Genomic DNA, 19349 nt, shown 5'->3' with positions numbered 1-19349 from the left:
CTCCGCGATGGAGGCTTTCTGGCGCTGTTTTCCGTTTCTTCTCTCACGCGCTAGCCTCCTGGTTTCAGGTGCTAAAGTAAAAAAAGAAGCGGAAAATAGCAGCATTCATGCTTGCGTTACCTTGTCTGAAAAGGTCTGTGAAGTGCTTATTGAAAAGTCTTCACCCTGAAAAGTCAACGATTTGAACTCTCTGAAACGAAAAGAGGGAGGCAAGCCTCCCTCTTCAACTGGCTTATGCCAGTGCTGATTTCGCTTTTTCGACCAGAGCGGTGAACGCTACTTTGTCGAATACGGCGATGTCAGCCAGGATCTTACGGTCGATTTCAACAGAGGCTTTTTTCAGGCCATTGATGAATTTGCTGTAAGAAATACCGTTCTGACGTGCTGCTGCGTTGATACGCGCAATCCACAGTTGACGGAACTGACGCTTACGTTGACGACGGTCACGGTAAGCGTACTGACCTGCTTTGATAACAGCCTGGAAGGCAACGCGGTATACGCGTGAACGCGCACCGTAGTAGCCTTTAGCTTGTTTCAAAATTTTCTTGTGACGTGCACGTGCAATTACACCACGTTTTACGCGAGCCATATGTGCTCTCCTGTATCTATATTCTTAGTGAAAAAAGTTAAACGTTAACGGCTTATGCGTACGGCAGGCACGCGATTACCAGACCCAGATCGCCTTTGGAAACCATGGCTTTTGGACGCAGGTGACGTTTACGCTTGGTCGCTTTTTTGGTCAGAATATGACGCAGGTTAGCGTGCTTGTGCTTAAAACCACCTTTACCGGTTTTTTTGAAGCGCTTAGCAGCACCGCGTACGGTCTTAATTTTTGGCATCTTAATAACTTCCACTTCGCATTGTTGAAAAATAGAAACGTAGGCGAACAAAAAGCTGTGAGGCCCGCGAGAGCCCCACAGTGATTGTTACTTGAAGGCCTTACTGTTTCTTCTTAGGAGCAAGCACCATGATCATCTGGCGGCCTTCGATCTTCGTAGGGAAGGATTCGACTACTGCCAGTTCACTCAGATCGTCACGGACGCGGTTAAGCACTTCCATACCGATCTGTTGGTGGGCCATTTCACGACCGCGGAAACGCAGTGTGATTTTGGCCTTATCGCCCTCTTCGAGAAAGCGTACCAGGCTGCGGAGTTTTACCTGGTAATCGCCATCGTCGGTGCCAGGTCGGAATTTGATTTCCTTAACCTGAACAATTTTTTGCTTTTTCTTCTGTTCCTTAGAAGATTTGCTCTTTTCATAGAGGAATTTGCCGTAGTCCATGATTCGGCAAACTGGCGGTTCGGCGTTAGGACTGATCTCTACCAGATCCACTCCTGCTTCTTCAGCTTTTTCCAGAGCTTCTCTCAGACTCACAATACCAAGCTGTTCGCCTTCCAGACCTGTTAAGCGAACTTCCTGAACTCGAATCTCGCCATTGATACGATTCGGACGTGCCGTTTGTACTCGTTTTCCGCCTTTAATACCTTATTCCTCCAGTTGTTGAAGACTGCGGCTGCGTATTTCTGTTAGCAGCTTCTCGATCACTTCGTTTACGTCCATAGTGCCGAGGTCTTTTCCGCGACGGGTGCGCACGGCAACTTTGCCTGCTTCAACCTCTTTGTCGCCACAAACCAGCATATACGGGACACGACGTAATGTGTGCTCGCGGATTTTAAAGCCAATCTTCTCATTTCTCAAGTCTGCTTTTACGCGAATGCCCGCATTTTGTAGTTTACGCGTCAATTCGTTAACGTATTCAGACTGCGAATCGGTGATATTCATCACCACGACCTGCACCGGTGCCAGCCATGTTGGGAAGAATCCGGCGAACTCTTCGGTCAAAATACCGATGAAGCGTTCGATGGAACCCAAAATAGCACGGTGAATCATCACCGGCACCTGACGCTCGTTGCTTTCGCCCACATAAGAGGCGTTCAAACGCTGCGGCAGAGAGAAGTCTAACTGTACTGTTCCGCACTGCCATGCACGATCGAGGCAGTCATACAGGGTAAATTCAATTTTCGGGCCGTAGAAGGCACCTTCACCCAGTTGATACTCAAACGGGATGTTGTTTTCTTCCAGAGCCACGGCCAGATCGGCTTCCGCACGATCCCACATTTCATCACTACCGATGCGTTTTTCCGGACGAGTCGACAGCTTGACGACGATTTTCTCGAAGCCAAAGGTGCTGTACATATCATAGACCATACGAATACAGGCGTTAACTTCATCACGCACCTGCTCTTCAGTACAGAAGATATGCGCATCATCCTGAGTAAAGCCACGGACACGCATTAAGCCATGCAGCGCGCCTGATGGCTCGTTACGGTGGCAGCTACCGAACTCCGCCATACGCAGCGGTAAGTCACGGTAAGATTTCAGACCCTGGTTGAAGATCTGAACGTGACCCGGGCAGTTCATCGGCTTGATGCAGTATTCACGGTTCTCTGAAGAGGTGGTGAACATCGCATCTTTGTAGTTGTCCCAGTGGCCGGTTTTTTCCCACAGCACACGGTCCATCATGAACGGGCCTTTCACTTCCTGATACTGGTACTCTTTCAGCTTAGAACGCACGAAAGTTTCCAGTTCACGGAAGATAGTCCAGCCGTCATTATGCCAGAATACCATTCCCGGCGCTTCTTCCTGCATGTGGTACAGGTCGAGCTGCTTGCCGATTTTACGGTGGTCACGCTTGGAGGCTTCTTCCAGGCGTTGCAGATAGGCGTTTAACGCTTTCTTATCGGCCCATGCGGTGCCGTAGATACGCTGCAGCATTTTGTTGCTGCTGTCGCCACGCCAGTAGGCGCCTGCGGTTTTCATCAGTTTGAAGTGATGACAGAAACGCATATTCGGCACGTGCGGACCGCGGCACATGTCGACGTATTCTTCGTGATGATACAAGCCAGGCTTGTCATCATGCGCGATGTTCTCATCAAGAATGTTGACTTTATAGCTTTCACCGCGCTTCACAAACGTTTCGCGCGCTTCGTGCCAGCTCACCTTTTTCTTGATGACATCGTAGTTTTTCTCCGCCAACTCGTGCATACGCTTTTCGAGGGCATCGATATCTTCCTGGGTCAGGGTGTGGTCGAGGTCAACGTCGTAGTAAAAACCGTTATCAATGACCGGACCGATGGCCATTTTGGTGTTCGGCCACAGCTGTTTGATAGCGTGTCCCAGCAGGTGCGCACAGGAGTGACGGATGATTTCCAGACCGTCTTCATCTTTCGCGGTAATCAGCGAGAGCGTCGCGTCCTGTTCAATGACATCGGAGGCATCTACCAGCTCACCGTTGACACGGCCAGCGATAGTGGCTTTCGCCAGGCCTGGACCGATATCCAGAGCAACATCCATGGGGCTTACAGCGTGGTCGAAATGGCGTTGACTGCCATCAGGAAGAGTAATTACAGGCATTTTATATCCTTATTTACAGTGGTGCCCCACACGAAAGAGCACATGCAAAATTGATGAGTATATTCATATCAGAGAGTTAGAAGGTTTTATTTGCTTCACTCTGCAAACTGTGGACATCTGGATGTCGGAAAATCCGCACTGTCCCTGCCTTCGCCTTCTGATAACGAACCAACATGGTACACGTCATTGTGTGGTTATTAAAGGATGACGTAAATGGTTGGCGTTACTCTGTTATGTGTTCTGCTTACTGCGATGAGGAAACGCGCGGTATTCAAACGCTTTTACCTCACCGCTGGGCAGTTTGTTGATGTAAATCTGGCGCCCTTCACGCACCGCTTTGCTGATCGCTGTCTGGTGAACACCGAGGGCCTTCGCCGCTTTTACCTGACCCACTTCCTCGACATATTTCGCAAGTGAAATTTTCATGTGGAGCAACTCCCTGGCACAACCTGAGCAAACAATACCCTACGTATTAAAATAAACAATACCGCCGGTATTTTTATTTTAAGAGCCTGGGTATTACTATTTGAATATGGGAAAGAAAAAAGTCATCACACCGGCTCAGGCTGAAGACGCTAAACGTCTTAAAGACCTTTATGAAGCAAAGAAAAAACGGCTCGGTGTCACCCAGCAGTCGATTGCTGATGAGCTGGATATCACCCAGGGAGCGGTCGCTCATTACCTGAATGGGCGTAACCCACTGAACCTGGTGATGGCCCTGACATTCGCACAACAACTCCAGGTGAGCGTTGAGGACTTTAGCCCGGCACTTGCTCAGGAATTAGCGAATATGGCCGTGGTCAGCGCGAATGAACCGATTGCCCCGTATATCGTGCCCTCCATTTCAGCCAAAAAATATCCGCTACTCAGCCGCACTCAGGTGAGTGCATGGTGCGACAATCCTGAATTCTTCACGCTGGAGGACGTTGACCGGTGGCTGGAATCAGAGACGCCAGTGTCGGGGAAAGCTTTCTGGCTGCAACTGGATGAAGATTCGATGACCGCACCCACAGGCCTCAGCATTTCCGAAGGAACATTTGTGCTGTGTGATACTGGACGCGAGCCTGCTAACAACAGTCTGGTCATTGCCATACTGAGTAATACTCGCGAAGCAACCTTCAAAAAACTGGTCATCGATGGAAGCCAAATGTACCTCAAGGGATTAAACCCCCTATGGCCGTTTAACGCTGTGGATAAAACTTGTCGAATCATCGGCGTCGTTATCGAAACCAAACTTATCCTGGTGTAATCCTCTCGCAGACTTCGCCCGTCAATTCTCTTCAAATGCCACTCCGTTCTTCGCTCTCCTCCAGGGTAAAAATCGAAAGCCTGAGTTATCCCCCAGAAATTTAAATAAAGATTTGAAACACCCTGATGATTGCTGTGGGTTACCGTTTTCGGGAACATACCCGCTTTTTACTGGAGCACTTATGCGAGAACTTCTGGCCATCCTGCAGCGATATGGCATCGATCTGAACCACCCTTCGTCGCTGTTCATGGTATTCAGCTTTATTATCGTTTCTGCGTTGATTGTGCATTTTATTTTGCACCGCGTAGTCCTGCGTACCATCGAAAAACGCGCCAGTAATGGGAACACCTTGTGGTTGCAGATTTTCACGCAAAATAAACTCTTCCACCGCGTGGCTTATACTCTGCAGGGCATCCTGGTGAACATCCAGCTGGTGCTGTGCCTGAATGCGGGTAGCCACGTGGGGACTCTGTTCAGTACCGCCGCTCAGCTCTGGATTTTGCTGTTCGCCCTGCTCTCTTTCTTTTCTTTACTCGACGTTATTCTCAAACTTTCGCGTCAGTATAAATTTGCCGGACAGTTGCCACTGCGAGGCATTTTCCAGGGCGTGAAACTGGTTGCCGCCTCGATCATCGCCATTCTGATGATCTCTCTGCTGATTGGTAAATCACCGGCAATTCTGTTCAGTGGGTTGGGCGCAATGGCTGCTGTGCTGATGCTGGTCTTTAAAGATCCGCTGATGGGGCTTGTTGCCGGCATCCAGCTTTCTGCCAATACCATGCTGCATATGGGCGACTGGCTCGAAATGCCGAAATACGGCGCAGACGGCACCGTTATCGATATTGGCCTGACGACAGTGAAAGTACAGAACTGGGATAACACGATTACCACGATTCCGACTTACGCTCTGGTTTCCGATGCCTTTAAAAACTGGAGCAATATGTCCGCTTCCGGTGGCCGCCGCATCAAACGCAGCGTGTTTATTGACAGCACCAGTATTCACTTCATCTCTGAGGAAGAGATTGCACGTTTAAGTCAGGCGCATTTGTTGAAACCGTGGCTGGAAGAACGTCGCCAGAAAATGGTGAGCAGCACGGCTAAAAGCAGCGTGCTCAATGGGGAAAGCGTGACCAACATTGGCGCTTTCCGCGCATGGCTAACTGAATATCTGCATCAACACCCAAAACTGCGCAAAGACATGACGCTGATGGTGCGCCAGTTGCCACCAGGCGCTGAAGGATTGCCCCTGGAGATTTATGCCTTCACCAACACCGTAGAGTGGCTGAAATATGAAGCCATTCAGGCGGATATCTTCGACCATATCTACGCGGTGATTGAAGAATTTGGGTTGAGAATTTACCAGCGCCCTTCTGGCAATGATTTACGCCCACAGGCCTTAGCGCTCGACTAAACGTTCCTCGCGGGGTGCATCACGCACCCTGCATAAAGGGCTTCACTTTAATGCCTTCCGCATCCAGGCGTAAACGAATCTGACGAGCCATTTCAACGGCTCCGGGACTATCCCCATGAACGCAGATTGACTGTGCTGCAATGGGCGTAAACATGCCTTCTACGGATTCCACACCGCCACTGACAATCATTTGGACTACTCGTTGCGCGACTTGCTGCGGATCGTGCAGCACGGATCCGTGCTCGCGTCGAGAAACCAGACTGCCGTCCTGATGATACGCCCGGTCAGCAAAGGCTTCCGCCACGGTAGTGATGCCGTCTTCCTGCGCCCAGGTAATCAGGCGGGAGCCTGCCAGCGCCACCAGCGTTAACGTCGGGTCAACCGCCAGCATTGCGGCAATCACCGCCCTCGCCTGACGTTCATCAGTGGCGATGGTGTTATATAAAGCCCCGTGCGGTTTGACATAGCTCACGCGCGTACCTGCCGCAGCGGCGAGCCCTTGCAGAGCGCCAATTTGATAGATGACGTCAGCGGTAAGTTCATCGCTGGAGACATCCATATTCCGACGGCCAAATCCAACCAAATCCGGATAAGCGACGTGTGCGCCAACAGAGACATTCAAACGCTTTGCGGCACGCAGCGTAGAAAGCATGCCCGCAGGTGATCCCGCGTGAAAACCACAGGCCACATTCGCACTGCTGATGAGGGGCAAAATGGCTTCGTCATCCCCCATCGTCCACTGGCCGAAGCTTTCACCTAAGTCACTGTTGAGATCAATGGCCAGAGCTGAACACATCGCAATCCTCTCCTTGTTCGTCTTTCGTTAAGGTCTGTCGGGTTATCACTGTTATACCGCGTTACCTCAGGAGACGAAAATGGACTTTGCGACACTGATACAGTCCGTCACAGGATTTATCAGCAGCCATCCACAGTGGGCGCTGGGCGTCATTTTCTTGCTGGCCTTCGGCGAATCACTGGCGTTTATCTCGTTGCTGCTTCCGGCTACCGTCATTCTTCTGGCGACCGGTGCCTTAATCGGTGAAAGCGAATTGACCTTCTTTCCGGTCTGGTTGGCCGCTACCCTTGGGGCATTTGTGGGCGATTGGGTTTCCTGGTGGCTTGGTTATCGCTACAGCCATCGCGTGATGAGTGTCTGGCCGCTGTCACGAAAGCCTGAGCTGATTGCGCGTGGGCATCTGTTTTTTGAACGTTGGGGCGCGTGGGGCGTCTTTATCGGCCGCTTTTTTGGGCCATTGCGTGCGGTGGTCCCGCTCATTGCCGGGGTCTGCACTATGCCAGCCCACAAATTTCAACTGGCGAATGCGCTCTCCGCGATGGTGTGGGCATTTGGCATTCTGGCACCAGGCGTGCTGGGTCTGCCCTGGCTGGCAGAACTGTTCTGAACAAATAAAAACAATCAGGCCGGAAAATTCCGGCCTGATACATTACATCTTATAACCCAGCGTTACCGTGGTGCGCTTGTCGGTATGCTCTGGCGCGGAGGATGGCGGCTCAGAGTTCCAGGTGACGTTGTACGCCACTTTCAGGCCGAAGTTATCGCTGATCGCGACATCCAGCGCAGTTTCGGAGTTGATGGTGGTGTCATCTGCACCAAACACCGACAGACCCTGAGTGAATTTGGTGGTGTCAGTCATCTGCCAGGCGTAGGTGCCTGACGCGTAACCCAGCGGCTGAGTTTTAGTATCGCCGTCGGTGTACTCGTCATAACGAACGCCCGGACCGAATTCGAAACGCAGGCTATGAACCGGACCGTTGAGGATCTGACGACCATAACCGGCGGTGAACACGTCACGCTGACGGTAGCCGTTGAAGCGGTCGGTGAGCCAGCTAGCCTGACCAAACAGGTAGTCGTAGTCGGTCATGTTGTAACGCGAACGCCCGCCAACCTGATAGGTTTCGGAAGAACGTTCATCGTTGGAAGACGTGTTGCTGGCATTGCCCCACAGCGACCATGCTGTTGAGTTGCCGTACCAGGTCAGCGTGGAATCAGCAGTCAGGGAAGAACTTTTAGTATTGCCAGACTGTGCCAGGTAACCCCCGTTGATCTTACCTTCAAACGGTTTCTTCGCTGTGGAAGGGTCGTCCATGACAGTAAAAACGGTATTATCAGCCAGTGCGTGCAGCGACGCAAAAAGGCCCCCCGCCAGCACAACCACTGCGGGTACTGTCTTGAAAAGCTTCATTTATTAAGAGTCCGTACAACAAAAAAAGAGACCATTACGGTCCCGGAAACTTTCGCGAGGAGCAACGATTGCGGCCCTAAGAAAGGTAACAAATTATAAAAAGGCCCGTTTAACATAGCAATGAATTCTTATTTCAATTTTTGAATAAGAAGGATCTCAAATGCTGTTTTATTTCATAATAAACGACCGCGAAATTAATTGTAAATCTGCGCAAAATCATACCGTTGTCATTGTCTTAACCGAGCCATCAGTGCCAGGCTTATCTCTGTTCATGTTTGCATGCCCCTCGCGGGCCATAAAAGGAGGTAATTGAATGGCGAATATTTATACGCTTACGCTGGCCCCTTCACTCGACAGCGCGACAGTGACTCCGCAAATCTATCCTGAAGGCAAATTACGCTGCACTGCGCCCATTTTCGAACCTGGTGGCGGCGGCATTAACGTTGCACGGGCCATTACCTTTCTTGGCGGCAAAGCCACCGCCATCTTCCCCGCAGGCGGTGCCACGGGTGAACACTTGGTTTCATTGCTGGGCGAAGAGTGTGTCCCGGTTGAAACCATTCAGACGCAAGACTGGACCCGGCAAAACCTGCACGTCCATGTTAACACCACGGGTGAACAGTACCGCTTTGTCATGCCAGGCGCTGCACTGACTAAAGACGAGTTTCATCATCTGGAAGAACAAGTCCAGAAGATTGAGACTGGTGCCATTCTGGTTATCAGCGGCAGTCTGCCGCCTGGCGTTACGCTGAAAAATTTCGTCAATTTACTGAAGGCTGCACAATCGCGAGGTTTGCGTTGCGTGGTCGACAGCTCTGGAGAAGCCCTGGCCGCCGCGCTTGAAGTGGGCGATGTCGAGCTGGTAAAACCCAATCAAAAAGAGCTAAGTGCACTGGTTCAGCGTGAATTAACTCAACCCGATGACGTGCGTAAGGCCGCCGAAGAGATTGTCCGTGGCGGCAAGGCTCGTCGTGTTGTCGTTTCGCTTGGGCCGCAAGGTGCATTGGGTGTTGATGCAACAGGCAGTGTGCAGGTGGTTCCTCCGCCGGTGAAAAGCCAAAGTACCGTCGGTGCAGGCGACAGTATGGTGGGCGCAATGACGCTCAAGCTTGCTGACAATACCTCACTGGAGGAAATGGTACGTTATGGTGTGGCGGCCGGGAGCGCGGCAACCCTCAACCAGGGCACTCGCCTTTGCTCGCTTGAGAATACGCAGAATATCTACGATTACTTGTGTCGACATTAATTGCTGAACCCGCTGCCATCGCGGCGGGAGTCGCCAAATCGCAGGTTTCGACTATGCTATCAAAACTCCATGGATAACAATGAGGTTCCCGATGAGCGGCGAAATAACGCGCTACGTAGTCACCGTCAGCTTTCATGAAGAGACGCTGACGGAACTGAACGAACTCAATAACCATCTGACTCGTGCCGGCTTCACCCTGACGCAGACCGATGATGAAGGCAAGGTCCATGAGCTGGGCACAAATACTTTTGCGCTGGTCAGCCCGCTAAGTGAAGAAGAAGTGAAAGCCCTGACGTCAGGGCTGGCGGAATCGGCGATTGGTCAAACGCCGGAGATCCAGATAGTGACGTTTGACCACTGGCTGAAGGAAAATGCAGCCTCCTGATTTGCTTTAAAGCGCACAGTTGTGCGTCAGTTCGAGTTTTTCCACCGCATTTATGCGCTAACCTTATGATCTGGCAGAAAACATGGGGAGAGAGAGCATGTGGCAAGCTATCTGTAGCCTGTTAAAAGAGCACGGAGACGGCGAAATCGAGCTGCGTAACGAGCTGCCTGGCGGAGAAATCCACGCCGCATGGCATTTGCGCATCAGCGGCCAGGATTACTTCGTTAAATGCGATGAGCGCGAAATGCTGCCCATCTTCACCGCCGAAGCTGACCAGCTTGAGCTGCTTTCACGCAGTAACACAGTGACGGTGCCGGAGGTCTTTGCCGTCGGCAGCGACCGCGACTACAGCTTCGTGGTGATGGAATACCTTCCACCACGCCCTCTCGATGCCCACAACGCGTTTCTGCTGGGTCAGCAATTAGCGCATCTTCATCAGTGGAGCGATCAGCCGCAGTTTGGCCTCGATTTTGACAACGATCTCTCCACCACACCGCAACCTAACGCCTGGCAGCGTCGCTGGTCTACCTTCTTTGCTGAACAGCGCATCGGCTGGCAGCTTGAACTGGCAGCCGAAAAGGGGCTTGAGTTCGGTAATATCGATGCCATTGTGGAACACATTCACCAACGCCTGAGCTCACACCAGCCACAGCCTTCTTTGCTGCATGGCGATTTGTGGTCAGGCAACTGCGCATTAGGGCCAAACGGGCCGTATATCTTTGATCCGGCCTGTTATTGGGGCGATCGCGAATGCGATTTGGCGATGCTGCCGTTACACCCAGAGCAACCGCCGCAGATTTATGATGGCTATCAGTCCGTTTGTCCATTGCCGCAGGGTTTCCTGGAGCGTCAGCCGGTCTATCAGCTGTATACGCTTCTCAACCGTGCCATTTTGTTTGGCGGGCAACATCTGGTGACAGCGCAAAAAGCGCTGGAACGGGTACTTGCTGCTTAGCAGAATAAAAAAAGCCCCGTCATCGCTAACACCGTTAGTTTAAGACCGAGATATCCGGGGCGACCACCGGGTTTGGCGTCCCTCCGGGAACCAAATCCCGGTGTTTCCCCTAATTCATTGGCTTAAGTGAATGGCGTTACCGTCATCGCGGGGCTTCATGTTTTAGTTAATCTGTACGCCTTTGAGGCGGAACTCGATATTCATCGTGATGCCGGTACCGGGTTTTCCCTGCTCGTAGCGCCATTTACGCATCGCCGTTTTCACTTCTCGCTCAAACATGTTCGACGGTTTGGCTTCGAGAATTTCCACGTTAGTGACGCTGCCATCTGCTGCCACGTCAAACTTCACGCGCACTTTCCCTTCAATACGTAATGCCAGCGCACGGGCAGGATACTGCGGTTCACCACGGCTCAACGCACGCGGCCCCGTTGGCGCAGTGACTGTCGGTTTGCTGGTCGCTGGCGCGGTGTTGGCTACCGGGCGACTCTGGGTGTTCGTATTTTCAAACGGCGACGCCGGGCGTGGCTCAACTGGCTGACGCTTAGGCTGTTCCACTTTTTTCTCAGGCTTTGGCTTAGGCTTCGGTTTGGGCTTCGGCTTTGGCTCCGGTTTGTGGATAACGACAGGCGCTTCTTTTGGCGGCTCAGGCACCACTTCTGGCTCTGGCTCGGGTTCAACGACCGGTTCGGGTGCTGGCGGCTGTGCAGCTGGCGGTTCAAGATCGGCCGGAGCGACCATCGTAACCGTAATCGGCTGAGCGGGGGCAGGAAGTTCAATAACCTGATGTACCGATGTATAAAGCAGTCCCGCTACAACGGCACCGTGGATAGCCACAGAGAGCAACGTGGGCCACGGAAAACGGCGAGGTAAATCGAGGGTCATTGAAGTCATAATCGCTGCTGTTGAAAAATGATGCCTCGATTTTAAATGCAAATAGCAATCATATTCAATAACGCATCTTATCTTCGGTCAACTTTCTGCCGCTGTTGGCGAAAAAAAGCGCACTCATTGACGTGAAATAAGGGCCACAGGAACTTTGCATTGCAGTCACAGACACTTTGAAATACCGTGTTTCGACCATTGATTAATAAGGAGCTGTGCCCGTGCTTTATGTGATTTATGCTGAAGATGTCGCCGACTCTCTGGAAAAACGCCTGTCGGTTCGCCCTGCTCACCTTGCGCGCTTACAACTGCTTCACGATGAAGGCCGTCTTTTAACGGCAGGCCCGATGCCTGCGGTAGACAGCAACGATCCGGGCGCAGCGGGTTTTAGCGGTTCTACGGTCATTGCCGAGTTTGCATCACTCGAAGCGGCACAGGCCTGGGCGGAAGCCGACCCGTATGTCGCCGCTGGCGTGTATGACAATGTGAAAGTACGTCCTTACAAGAAAGTGTTCTGAGACCCAAAAAACAAGGGGCACCGCATGCGGTGCCCTCTGTATTCTCAGAATTCGTAAATGGCAAACAGCAGTGAATTTCGCTGCCGGCTCACCAGACACTTTCTGATTGAGTGGATGCGAATATTGCGCCGCGACTGGGCTTCCAGCCAGCGAGCTTTACGACGGTTTGCTTGTCTCAGCATCCGCCAGCGCCCCACTTCATTTCTGCTACGCTTCATTTCAACATCTCTGAGATGAAAGAGCGCATAGTATAAACCCTTGCGTTCGGCTGACCAGTGCTTTCGCCCCTGTTTTTATTTGCGAGAATAATCGGTACGCGTAAACTCATAACGACAGGCTTTCAAAAGGAATTTTATGACAACCTTCTACACCGTGGTGAGTTGGCTGGTCATTCTGGGGTACTGGTTGCTCATCGCAGGTGTGACATTACGCATCCTGATGAAACGACGTGCGGTGCCTTCAGCGATGGCATGGCTGCTCATCATCTACATTCTTCCTCTGGTCGGTATCATTGCCTATCTTTCGCTGGGCGAGTTGCATCTGGGGAAACGTCGCGCCGAACGCGCCCGCGCCATGTGGCCTTCCACCGCGAAATGGCTAAACGATCTTAAAGCCTGCAATCACATTTTTGCCGAAACCAACAGCCCAGTCGCCAGTTCGCTGTTCAAACTGTGCGAACGCCGTCAGGGGATTGCGGGCGTTAAAGGCAATCAGCTACAACTGCTGACTGAATCCGACGACGTGATGCAAGCGTTGATTCGGGATATTCAGCTTTCCCGGCATAACATCGAGATGGTGTTCTATATCTGGCAGCCAGGCGGCATGGCCGATCAGGTGGCGGAATCGCTGATGGCGGCCGCGCGTCGTGGCGTACATTGTCGTCTTATGCTCGATTCCGCAGGCAGTGTCGCTTTCTTCCGCAGCCCGTGGGCCGCGATGATGCGCAATGCAGGCATTGAAGTCGTGGAAGCGCTGAAGGTTAACCTGATGCGTGTGTTCCTGCGCCGCATGGATTTACGTCAGCACCGTAAGATGGTGATGATCGACAACTATATTGCCTATACCGGCAGCATGAACATGGTCGACCCGCGCTTCTTCAAGCAGGATGCTGGTGTCGGTCAATGGGTTGATTTGATGGCGCGTATGGAAGGCCCTATCGCGACTTCAATGGGCATTGTCTACTCCTGCGACTGGGAAATTGAAACCGGGAAGCGCATTCTTCCGCCCGCGCCGGATAACAACATCATGCCGTTTGAAGAAGCAAGCGGGCATACCATTCATACCATCGCGTCGGGCCCGGGTTTCCCCGAAGATTTGATTCATCAGGCCTTACTGACCGCGGCCTATTCCGCACGTGAATACCTGATCATGACCACACCGTATTTCGTGCCAAGCGACGATCTGCTGCATGCTATCTGCACGGCTGCACAGCGTGGCGTTGACGTCAGCATTATCATGCCGAGAAAGAATGATTCGGTACTGGTCGGCTGGGCAAGCCGCGCCTTCTTTAATGAGCTGCTGGCGGCTGGGGTGAAAATTTACCAGTTCGAAGGCGGCTTGCTGCATACCAAGAGCGTGCTGGTTGATGGCGAGCTCAGCCTTGTGGGCACCGTGAATCTGGATATGCGCAGTTTGTGGCTTAATTTCGAGATTACACTGGCCATTGACGACGCAGGATTCGGTGGCGATTTGGCCGCAGTACAAGATGATTATATCTCCCGTTCACGCTTGCTGGATGCGGGATTGTGGGCAAAACGTCCACTCTGGCAGCGCATCGCCGAGCGACTGTTTTACTTCTTTAGTCCATTGCTGTAAAACGTGCCCATCAGCTAAGAACCAGGGTGTCATCATGGATATGGATTTGAATAATCGTCTGACTGAAGACGAAACGCTTGAACAGGCCTACGATATCTTTCTTGAACTGGCCGGCGATAATCTCGACCCGGCAGATATCATTCTGTTCAATCTGCAGTTTGAAGAACGCGGCGGCGCCGAGCTGTTCGACCCGGCGGAAGACTGGCAAGAGCACGTGGATTTCGATTTGAATCCCGATTTCTTTGCCGAAGTGGTAATTGGCCTGGCAGATACCGACGGTGGCGACATCAACGATATCTTCGCTCGCGTTCTGCTGTGCCGCGATAAAGACCATAAAATTTGTCATATTCTGTGGCGTGAATAAGTCTGCAGGTAAATGCAAAGAGGCCGCTTCTGCGGCCTTTTTTATTGCCTTTTCGGCAACGCATTTCCGCAAGCGCTACAAAACTGCGCGTCTTTATCATGACCCGTATGCTGGCAAGCCGGGCAACGTCTCGCATTACGGCGATTCTGATATTCGTTGCTCATGTGCGTGGTAATCAGCCCGGTGGGGATCGCTATCACCGAATAGCCAATTAAAATCAGCAGCGAAGCCAGCGTTCTTCCCAATGGGGTGTGCGGCGCAATGTCGCCATACCCAACCGTTGTGGCTGTCACAATCGCCCAGTACACAGACGTTCCAAGCGTTGTAAAGCCATTCTCCGGCCCTTCTATGCCGTACATCAGCGAGCCAAACACCACCATCACTATCGCTATCAGAAAATAAAAAACCATCAGCTGATGGCGTGCGCTGATAATCGCGTCGGCAAATATCTTCAGTGAAGGCATGTTGCGCAGAAGCTTTAAGATCCTCAACACCCTGATGGTACGAAATGCCAAAAGGTAATTCAGGCCGATTTCCGGCCAGAGCCACAGGATATAGAGCGGCAGAATGGTGATTAAATCCAGCAGCCCCCAGAAGCTGAAAACATACTTTGCTGGCCGTGGCCAACACAGAATGCGCAGGACATATTCGAAGGTAAACGCCAGAGTGATGAACACTTCCAGCAGCATGAATCCACGCCACTGATCGAAGGTCAGGTGATATTGCGTGCCAAAGCCGGATTCAATAAAAACGATAACCACGCTAAAAAGCGCAAATAATCCGCAGAACAACTCGGTGCGGCGGCCGGACACGGTACGCTGGTCGAACAAAAAATGGTAGAGGCGCTGACGAAGCGAATGCGGATGTGTCGACACCATGACCTCACAATGAAAAAGGGCTGACAATTGTCAGCCCTCAGGATTATAGCGGGTCAACCTTAAGACACGAAACCGCATGTCGGAAGCTGCCCTCCAGCACCGGGCGTGTTTTGGCGCATTCCGGCCCGGCGATGGGGCAACGGGTACGGAAGACGCAGCCTGATGGCGGGTTAATAGGAGAAGGCAACTCCCCTTCCAGCAACTGGATGGTTTTGTTTTTCTCCAGATCCGGGTCCGGGATCGGCACCGCTGACATCAGCGCTTTGGTGTAAGGATGCAGCGGGTTGTGATAGACCTGATCGTACGTTCCCAGTTCAACGGCATGCCCCAGGTACATGACCAGCACGCGATCGGAGATGTGCTTCACCACCGCCAGATCGTGAGCAATAAAGATAAGCGACAAGCCCATCTCGCGTTGCAGTTGCTGGAGCAAGTTGACGACCTGCGCCTGAATTGACACGTCCAGCGCGGACACTGGCTCATCACAGATAATCAGTTTCGGCTCAAGGATCAGCGCACGAGCGATGCCGATACGCTGACACTGACCGCCTGAAAACTCATGCGGATAACGGTTAACCAGGTTTGGCAGCAAGCCCACCTTCATCATCATCGCTTTCACACGATCACGCACTTCCTGGCGCGGCATGTTCGGATGATAGGTCCGCAGCGGCTCAGCGATAATGTCGCCGATGTTCATGCGTGGGTTCAGGGAAGCCAGCGGATCCTGGAAAATCATCTGGATATCGCTGCGCACGGCACGCCATTCATCGGGCTTCATGCCGAGCAGGTCTCTGCCCAACCACGCCACTTTACCGTCTGTCGCTTTGACCAGGCCAATAATCGCGCGGGCAAAAGTCGATTTACCGCAGCCGGATTCACCCACCACGCCCAGAGTTTCCCCTTCGTACAGACGCAGCGTAACGCCATCCACCGCCTTCAGGGTTTTCGACGGCTGCCAGAACCACTGTTTGCCATCTTTGATATCGAAATGCACTTTGAGGTCGGCAATTTCGAGCAGTACTTTTCTTTCGTCGGTCACGGCGTTCATACCAAATCCCCCACCGGTTTAAAGCAGGCGCGTAAGCGGCCAGGCGCAAAGGCATCCAGAGGTGGAGCGCTGTTGCAAATCTCCATCGCGTGCGGACAACGCGGCTGGAACGGGCAGCCTTTCGGCAGACGCATCAGGTTTGGCGGGTTGCCAGGAATGGTCAGCAGTGATTCGCCTTCTGCATCGAGGCGCGGCACGGCATTGAGCAGCCCCATTGAGTACGGGTGCGCAGGATGATAGAAAACATCGCGCGCGTTGCCATATTCCATGGTACGTCCGGCATACATCACCAGCACTTTATCGCAGATACCTGCCACAACGCCGAGGTCGTGGGTGATCATGATAATGGCGGTATTGAATTCACGCTTGAGCTCGTTGAGCAGCGTCATAATCTGCGCCTGAACGGTCACATCCAGCGCGGTGGTTGGCTCATCGGCAATCAGTAATTTCGGTCTGCACAGCAGCGCCATCGCGATCATCACACGCTGGCGCATCCCGCCAGAGAACTCATGCGGATACATGCGCATGCGCTTGCGCGCTTCCGGCATTTTGACCGCATCAAGCATTTTGACTGACTCTTCAAACGCTTCGGCTTTGCCCATGCCTTTATGCAGCATCAGCACTTCCATCAGCTGTTCGCCAACGCGCATGTACGGGTTCAGCGACGTCATCGGGTCCTGGAAAATCATCGAAATCTGTTCCGCACGCAGCTTGTTCAGCTCGTTCTCAGGCAGATTCAGGATCTGACGGCCGTTAAAATTAGCGACACCGCCAATGCGACCGTTTGAAGCCAGCAGGCCCATCAATGCAAACGCTGTCTGGGATTTGCCGGAGCCAGACTCGCCTACAATCCCCAGTGTCTCGCCTGCTTTCAGGCTGAAATTCAGATCGTTCACCGCCGTGACATCGCCATCAGGCGTGCCAAAGGTGACGCGTAAATCTTTCACATCCAGCAGCAGACCAGTCTCTTGCTGCTGCGGGGCGTTAACCATTTCAATCGTGCTCATGGCATCACTCCTTAGCGGTCTTTCGGGTCGAGGGCATCACGCAGGCCATCGCCGATAAAGTTGAAACAGAACAAGGTCACCACCAGGAAACCAGCCGGGAACATCAGCAACCAAGGAGACACTTCCATGGAGTTGGCACCATCGCTTAACAATGCGCCCCAACTGCTGAGTGGCTCCTGGGTACCCAGACCGAGGAAGCTCAGGAATGATTCAAACAGGATCATGCTTGGTACCAGCAGCGAGGCATACACCACCACCACGCCCAGCACGTTTGGCACGATATGGCGCACAACGATGCTTGCCGTTGATACGCCGCCGACATGTGCCGCTTCAATGAACTCTTTACGCTTGAGGCTCAGCGTCTGGCCGCGCACGATACGCGCCATATCAAGCCAGGACACCATGCCGATCGCGACAAAGATGAGCAGAATATTTTGCCCAAAGAAGGTCACCAGCAGGATAACGAAGAACATGAACGGGAAGGAGTTGAGGATCTCCAGCAGGCGCATCATGACGGAGTCAGTTTTCCCGCCGAGATAGCCAGAAAGTGAACCGTACAACGTCCCCAATACCACCGCGACCAGCGCGGCGGCGATACCCACCATCAGAGAGATACGACCACCAATCGCCACACGAACCAGCAGGTCACGGCCGGAGGAGTCGGTGCCGAAATAGTGCCCGGAGGTCATGTCCGGCGCACTGGACATCATGCCCCAGTCGGTGTCGAAGTAGCTGAACTGCGACAACATCGGTGCCAGGGTAACGAACAGCGCAATCACCACCAGCACACAGAGGCTGGCAACGGCGGCGCGGTTATGCATAAAGCGACGGCGGGCATCCTGCCAAAGGCTACGGCCTTCGACGTCCAGTTTTTCACTGAAGTTTTCCAGCGCCTCGCTGTTTTTCTTACTCAACATCATGGCGAACTCCAGTGTCAGTAACGGATTTTCGGATCGATAACGGCATACAGCACGTCAACAATCGCGTTAAACAGAATGGTCAGTGCACCCACCAGAATGGTCAGGCTCAACACCAGCGAGTAGTCACGGTTCAGTGCCCCGTTCACGAACAGCTGGCCGATACCTGGCAGACCATAGATAGTTTCGATAACCATCGAACCGGTGATGATGCCGACAAACGCAGGCCCCATATAAGAGAGCACTGGCAGCAGCGCAGGCTTCAACGCATGGCGGAAAATAATACGGCGCATCGGCAGCCCTTTCGCCCGCGCGGTGCGGATGAAGTTAGAGTGCAGCACCTCAATCATCGAGCCGCGGGTAATACGCGCGATGCTGGCGATATAGGCCAGAGACAGCGCGACCATCGGCAGGATCATAAATTTCAGCGCCCCGCCGTTCCAGCCCCCGCCCGGCAGCCAGTGCAGCGTGATGGCGAAGATCATCACCAACAAGGGGGCGACGACGAAACTGGGTATGACGACACCGGTCATTGCCACCCCCATGACCGCGTAATCCCACTTGGTATTTTGGTTAAGTGCAGCAATTACGCCCGCGCTTACCCCCAGGATCACCGCCAGGAAAAAGGCCGCAAAGCCTAATTTTGCTGAGACCGGGAAGCTTGCCGCCACCAGGTCATTCACGGAGTAATCTTTGTATTTGAATGACGGTCCGAAATCACCATGAGCCAGCTGCTTCAAATAGTTGAAGTACTGGACGCTCATCGGATCGTTAAGATGATATTTGGCTTCAATGTTCGCCATGACTTCTGGCGGCAGCGTACGTTCACCGGTAAATGGACTGCCCGGCGCAAGACGCATCATAAAGAAGGAAATCGTGATGAGAATAAAGAGTGTCGGAATTGCTTCCAGACAGCGACGTAAAATAAATTTCAACATTGCCCGTACCTTCTGGCGTGTGCCTTTACATATCCCGAATCAGCCAGTGGCTGAGGGGCATGTGATAGTGCGTGAAATAAGACACAGTGAGGCGGCATGACGCCGCCCCACGGATTGC

At 52.7% G+C, this 19349-nt stretch carries 24 protein-coding genes and 1 other annotated feature (1 of these 25 cut by a window edge); of the genes, 9 read left to right on the top strand and 15 right to left on the bottom strand.

Features of this window, described 5'->3' with window-relative positions; all coding sequences use genetic code 11:
• Nucleotides 1–114 (bottom strand) — a sequence feature (Phe leader region) (it extends 11 nt beyond the left edge of the window).
• From pheM to ACI2I2_RS04895, 6 genes are all read right to left on the bottom strand, one after another.
• Nucleotides 65–109, bottom strand: coding sequence for a pheST operon leader peptide PheM (pheM, locus tag ACI2I2_RS04920; RefSeq protein ID WP_001386830.1), 45 nt, complete (start codon nt 107–109; stop codon nt 65–67). (Overlaps the previous feature by 45 nt.)
• A gap of 118 nt (nt 115–232) precedes the next feature.
• Nucleotides 233–589 carry a 50S ribosomal protein L20 gene (gene rplT / locus ACI2I2_RS04915; RefSeq protein ID WP_000124852.1) on the bottom strand — a complete coding sequence of 119 codons (357 nt, stop codon included), beginning with the start codon at nt 587–589 and terminating at the stop codon, nt 233–235.
• 52 nt (nt 590–641) lie between these two features.
• Nucleotides 642–839, bottom strand: a complete 198-nt coding sequence (gene rpmI, locus ACI2I2_RS04910) for a 50S ribosomal protein L35 (RefSeq protein ID WP_001124225.1) — start codon at nt 837–839, stop codon at nt 642–644.
• A 100-nt stretch (nt 840–939) separates the two neighbouring features.
• Nucleotides 940–1482 (bottom strand): translation initiation factor IF-3, encoded by a 543-nt coding sequence (gene infC, locus ACI2I2_RS04905; protein WP_319627598.1) that lies wholly within the window; start codon nt 1480–1482, stop codon nt 940–942.
• A gap of 3 nt (nt 1483–1485) precedes the next feature.
• Nucleotides 1486–3414: a threonine--tRNA ligase gene (gene thrS / locus ACI2I2_RS04900; RefSeq protein ID WP_404656873.1), complete on the bottom strand. Its 1929-nt coding sequence runs from the start codon at nt 3412–3414 to the stop codon at nt 1486–1488.
• A 231-nt stretch (nt 3415–3645) separates the two neighbouring features.
• Nucleotides 3646–3840: a Cro/CI family transcriptional regulator gene (locus tag ACI2I2_RS04895; RefSeq protein WP_404656872.1), complete on the bottom strand. Its 195-nt coding sequence runs from the start codon at nt 3838–3840 to the stop codon at nt 3646–3648.
• Between the two features lie 106 nt (nt 3841–3946).
• Here ACI2I2_RS04895 and ACI2I2_RS04890 point away from each other — a divergent pair, with 106 nt between their 5' ends.
• Nucleotides 3947–4663, top strand: coding sequence for a LexA family protein (locus ACI2I2_RS04890; protein ID WP_404656871.1), 717 nt, complete (start codon nt 3947–3949; stop codon nt 4661–4663).
• 181 nt (nt 4664–4844) lie between these two features.
• Entirely contained in the window at nt 4845–6074 is a 1230-nt protein-coding gene (locus tag ACI2I2_RS04885; protein WP_404656870.1) for a mechanosensitive ion channel family protein, read from the top strand.
• 19 nt (nt 6075–6093) lie between these two features.
• On the opposite strand, the gene ACI2I2_RS04880 is transcribed toward ACI2I2_RS04885, so the two are convergent.
• Entirely contained in the window at nt 6094–6870 is a 777-nt protein-coding gene (locus tag ACI2I2_RS04880) for a LamB/YcsF family protein (protein WP_404656869.1), read from the bottom strand.
• A gap of 79 nt (nt 6871–6949) precedes the next feature.
• On the opposite strand from ACI2I2_RS04880, the gene ACI2I2_RS04875 reads away from it, so the two are divergent.
• Nucleotides 6950–7477, top strand: a complete 528-nt coding sequence (locus tag ACI2I2_RS04875) for a DedA family protein (protein WP_404656868.1) — start codon at nt 6950–6952, stop codon at nt 7475–7477.
• 42 nt (nt 7478–7519) lie between these two features.
• Here ACI2I2_RS04875 and ACI2I2_RS04870 read toward each other — a convergent pair whose 3' ends face one another.
• Entirely contained in the window at nt 7520–8278 is a 759-nt protein-coding gene (locus ACI2I2_RS04870) for a YdiY family protein (protein WP_404656867.1), read from the bottom strand.
• 313 nt (nt 8279–8591) lie between these two features.
• On the opposite strand from ACI2I2_RS04870, the gene pfkB reads away from it, so the two are divergent.
• The 3 genes from pfkB to ACI2I2_RS04855 all read left to right on the top strand — a co-directional run bounded on the left by pfkB (nt 8592) and on the right by ACI2I2_RS04855 (nt 10864).
• The gene (pfkB, locus tag ACI2I2_RS04865) at nt 8592–9524 is read left to right on the top strand and encodes a 6-phosphofructokinase II (RefSeq protein WP_404656866.1); all 933 of its coding nucleotides are present in this window, start codon (nt 8592–8594) and stop codon (nt 9522–9524) included.
• 91 nt (nt 9525–9615) lie between these two features.
• Nucleotides 9616–9909, top strand: coding sequence for a type V toxin-antitoxin system endoribonuclease antitoxin GhoS (gene ghoS, locus ACI2I2_RS04860; protein ID WP_404656865.1), 294 nt, complete (start codon nt 9616–9618; stop codon nt 9907–9909).
• Between the two features lie 97 nt (nt 9910–10006).
• On the top strand, nt 10007–10864 hold the full coding sequence (locus ACI2I2_RS04855) for a fructosamine kinase family protein (RefSeq protein WP_404656864.1): 858 nt from the start codon (nt 10007–10009) through the stop codon (nt 10862–10864).
• A 162-nt stretch (nt 10865–11026) separates the two neighbouring features.
• Here the strand turns inward: ACI2I2_RS04855 and tonB are convergent, their stop codons facing one another.
• The gene (gene tonB / locus ACI2I2_RS04850; protein WP_404656863.1) at nt 11027–11755 is read right to left on the bottom strand and encodes a TonB system transport protein TonB; all 729 of its coding nucleotides are present in this window, start codon (nt 11753–11755) and stop codon (nt 11027–11029) included.
• A gap of 212 nt (nt 11756–11967) precedes the next feature.
• Between tonB and ACI2I2_RS04845 the strand changes: the two genes are divergently transcribed.
• Nucleotides 11968–12264, top strand: coding sequence for a YciI family protein (locus tag ACI2I2_RS04845; protein ID WP_404656862.1), 297 nt, complete (start codon nt 11968–11970; stop codon nt 12262–12264).
• 44 nt (nt 12265–12308) lie between these two features.
• On the opposite strand, the gene ACI2I2_RS04840 is transcribed toward ACI2I2_RS04845, so the two are convergent.
• A complete protein-coding gene (locus ACI2I2_RS04840) occupies nt 12309–12482 on the bottom strand; it encodes a YciY family protein (protein ID WP_330982684.1) in 174 nt (57 codons plus the stop codon).
• 136 nt (nt 12483–12618) lie between these two features.
• Between ACI2I2_RS04840 and cls the strand changes: the two genes are divergently transcribed.
• On the top strand, nt 12619–14079 hold the full coding sequence (cls, locus tag ACI2I2_RS04835; protein WP_404656861.1) for a cardiolipin synthase ClsA: 1461 nt from the start codon (nt 12619–12621) through the stop codon (nt 14077–14079).
• Nucleotides 14080–14113: 34 nt separating this feature from the next.
• The gene (locus ACI2I2_RS04830; protein ID WP_319627527.1) at nt 14114–14443 is read left to right on the top strand and encodes an HI1450 family dsDNA-mimic protein; all 330 of its coding nucleotides are present in this window, start codon (nt 14114–14116) and stop codon (nt 14441–14443) included.
• Nucleotides 14444–14484: 41 nt separating this feature from the next.
• Here the strand turns inward: ACI2I2_RS04830 and ACI2I2_RS04825 are convergent, their stop codons facing one another.
• The 5 genes from ACI2I2_RS04825 to oppB are packed head-to-tail and all read right to left on the bottom strand — an operon-like array spanning nt 14485 to nt 19231.
• Nucleotides 14485–15321 (bottom strand): ion transporter, encoded by an 837-nt coding sequence (locus ACI2I2_RS04825; protein ID WP_404656860.1) that lies wholly within the window; start codon nt 15319–15321, stop codon nt 14485–14487.
• Between the two features lie 43 nt (nt 15322–15364).
• Nucleotides 15365–16369, bottom strand: coding sequence for a murein tripeptide/oligopeptide ABC transporter ATP-binding protein OppF (gene oppF, locus ACI2I2_RS04820; RefSeq protein ID WP_404656859.1), 1005 nt, complete (start codon nt 16367–16369; stop codon nt 15365–15367).
• Nucleotides 16366–17376: an ABC transporter ATP-binding protein gene (locus ACI2I2_RS04815; protein ID WP_404656858.1), complete on the bottom strand. Its 1011-nt coding sequence runs from the start codon at nt 17374–17376 to the stop codon at nt 16366–16368. The genes oppF and ACI2I2_RS04815 overlap by 4 nt, the downstream gene beginning before the upstream one ends.
• 11 nt (nt 17377–17387) lie before the next feature.
• Nucleotides 17388–18296, bottom strand: coding sequence for an oligopeptide ABC transporter permease OppC (gene oppC / locus ACI2I2_RS04810; RefSeq protein WP_330982690.1), 909 nt, complete (start codon nt 18294–18296; stop codon nt 17388–17390).
• 14 nt (nt 18297–18310) lie between these two features.
• The gene (gene oppB / locus ACI2I2_RS04805) at nt 18311–19231 is read right to left on the bottom strand and encodes an oligopeptide ABC transporter permease OppB (protein WP_330982691.1); all 921 of its coding nucleotides are present in this window, start codon (nt 19229–19231) and stop codon (nt 18311–18313) included.
• Between the last annotated feature and the right edge of the window lie 118 nt (nt 19232–19349).

Source organism: Scandinavium sp. NPDC088450, from assembly GCF_044900545.1.
GTDB lineage: Bacteria > Pseudomonadota > Gammaproteobacteria > Enterobacterales > Enterobacteriaceae > Scandinavium.
Note: the sequence above shows the minus strand (reverse complement) of the source record. Positions and strands in the feature narration are given on the sequence as shown.